At 61.3% G+C, this 2,402-nt stretch carries 3 protein-coding genes and 1 pseudogene; all 4 read right to left on the bottom strand.

Features of this window, described 5'->3' with window-relative positions; all coding sequences use genetic code 11:
* Window positions 1-51: 51 nt before the first annotated feature.
* Window positions 52-849, bottom strand: a complete 798-nt coding sequence (locus AX681_RS05205; RefSeq protein WP_066659164.1) for a hypothetical protein — start codon at window positions 847-849, stop codon at window positions 52-54.
* 247 nt (window positions 850-1,096) lie between these two features.
* Window positions 1,097-1,636: a transcription termination/antitermination protein NusG gene (nusG, locus tag AX681_RS05200; protein ID WP_066659168.1), complete on the bottom strand. Its 540-nt coding sequence runs from the start codon at window positions 1,634-1,636 to the stop codon at window positions 1,097-1,099.
* Window positions 1,637-1,661: 25 nt separating this feature from the next.
* Window positions 1,662-1,859 (bottom strand): preprotein translocase subunit SecE, encoded by a 198-nt coding sequence (gene secE, locus AX681_RS05195; RefSeq protein WP_066659170.1) that lies wholly within the window; start codon window positions 1,857-1,859, stop codon window positions 1,662-1,664.
* A 337-nt stretch (window positions 1,860-2,196) separates the two neighbouring features.
* Window positions 2,197-2,402: pseudogene (locus AX681_RS22355) on the bottom strand (amidohydrolase); the annotation flags it as partial.

Genomic DNA, 2,402 nt, shown 5'->3' with positions numbered 1-2,402 from the left:
CTTTCATGGTCCAGACTATCATAGTCTCTGGGCCACTCAGCGGGGGGCAGATCACTCGAGGCCCGGTTCCGGAGCGCTCGAGAAGCGGAAGCTCTCGCGGAAGATTCGTTGAAGATCAAACCCCGGGCTTGGGCCTCCCACGGCGCGTGGCGCGACCCCTCGAAAGTAGTCGGGAACGGACTCGAACATGAAACGGCGGAAGTGGCGGTAATCGCCGCTGAGAAGCATGTTTGCCGGTTGACGCAGGGACATGGCCTGGAGCCAGACGACTAGAGTGTTCGCCCACCAGTCCTCCCAATCGGTGACATGTCCCTTAGCCTTCGCATCGACGACCCAATGGAACTCCGTCAGCTCCTTTGGATGCCGCTGGCAGTGGTAAAGGATTGACTCCTCCAGTACTCTGTGGAGCAGGTCGAGCGTCACCATCATCTGACAGTAGAGCTGATGCGAGAAGGCACTCATACGTCGCTGAAGCTCCGCGACGTTGGCTCGCAACTCCTCGGGGTGCCCGTTCACTGGATTCGCAGCGAGTGCCTTTACACCGTCTTGTCGGTGCTTTTCCACTTCCTCGCCGGTGTGCTCGCCGGTGTCGATCATTGAGGCGCAGAAAATTCCCTCGTTGCGGCGCAGTAGGTCGATAACGGCTGCCACCTGCGCTTCATTGAGCAAGCTGCCTTTCACCTCCCCTTTGCGTTTGGGCAGGTTCGCTCGGAGCCGCGTGTATTTTCTAAATAGCTTGGGAAGACGGTGCGAGGCTAAGATGAGCGCCCCTTGCACCGAGATAGACGACCGACCACTGCCAATCGCCCCGAAGGTGCCGGACTCGTCTATAAAAATATGCACGTGCACGGATTAGACGGTTTGTGAAGCGTGGGCGAGCGTCGAGCATCACCGTCGGCACCTCCTTCGCAGTTTCAAGCCCCATCGTCGCCCATCCAACCCCGCCTACACGAGATATTGGCGACCCTATCACAGGCTTGAAAAGAGATGGACCTCACAAAGGCGCCGATGAAGTCTTCCGCGCACATCTAAAGATTTCACAAGAAAGCCGGGGCTCTCACCCCGGCTTTCCCGTAACCAAAACTGTATCGAAGCCTTACTTCGACCGCTCCACCTGATCGAAGTCCAGTTCGACCGGCGTTGCGCGGCCAAAGATCGACACCGAAACCTTGACCTTCGACTTGTCGAAATCCAGTTCCTCGACCACCCCGTTGAAGCTCGCGAACGGGCCTTCCAGCACCTTGACCGCGTCGCCGATTTCGTAATCGACCTTGACCTGCTGCTTGGGCGCGGCGGCGGCTTCTTCCTTGGTGTTCAGGATGCGCGCGGCCTCGCTCTCGCTGATCGGCTGCGGCTTGCCCGACGAACCCAGGAATCCGGTCACCTTCGGCGTATTCTTGACCAGGTGATAGACGTCGTCGTTCATGCTCAGCTTGGCAAGGACATAGCCGGGGAAGAACTTCCGCTCCGACTGGATCTTCTTGCCGCGCCGCACTTCGGTGACGGTCTCGACCGGCACTTCGACCGATTCGACCAGCGCGTCGAGGCCCAGCCGCGTCGCATCCGCCAGGATCTGGTCCCGAACCTTGTTCTCGAAGCCCGAATAGGCGTGAATAATGTACCAGCGCGCCGCCATGGAATGTTTCCCGTTATCTGGCCGCTCAGCCCGCGAGGCTGAGGAGGAAGTTCACGATCGCGCCGAACAGACGGTCGACGCCGAAGAAGAAGAGGCCGAGCAGCGTCGCCATGATGAACACCATGACCGCGGTCATGATGGTTTCCTTGCGCGTCGGCCACACGACCTTCTTGGTCTCGGCCTGCACCTGGCGCATGAATTCCAGCGGATTGGTCTTCGCCACGTTCTGCCTCACGAATGATTTGCCCGGCTCCGGGACAGGTTTCTCCGCCCGGCTCCTTCAGCAAGGAACCCGGCGAACCCCATCACGATGTCGGATTGGGGACGCTATCTAGCGACTTGGGCACAGGGGGGCAAGGGGCTTGGGCAGGTCCCTAATTCCTCCCCTGAACCTGCCTGTGCGGGAGTTCACAAACCCAATCGTCACCCCCGCGAAAGCGGGGGCCCATCTCCCGGACTGCCCACCTGCCGCGCCGGCGCGATGTGACGATCGGTCAGGAGATGGGCCCCCGCTTTCGCGGGGGTGACGGATTCGTGCATGCCGAACGCACGCAGTCCCCTCACCGCAAATCCACCACCTCGACCACCGGCAGCGTCACGCTGGCCCCCTGCTCGCCCCAATGCGCGTGGTTGAACACCGCCCCCTCGGCCCGCACCCGCGCGACCCGCGCCGGGTCGATCTCGCCGAACACCCATCCCGGCGCATCCATCGCGCCCATCGCCACCACGCCATCGGCGGGAAAGCCCAGGTCAGGCGGGCCATAGA

The organism is Sphingomonas sp. CCH9-E2 (assembly GCF_001557215.1).
GTDB lineage: Bacteria > Pseudomonadota > Alphaproteobacteria > Sphingomonadales > Sphingomonadaceae > Sphingomonas.
Note: the sequence above shows the minus strand (reverse complement) of the source record. Positions and strands in the feature narration are given on the sequence as shown.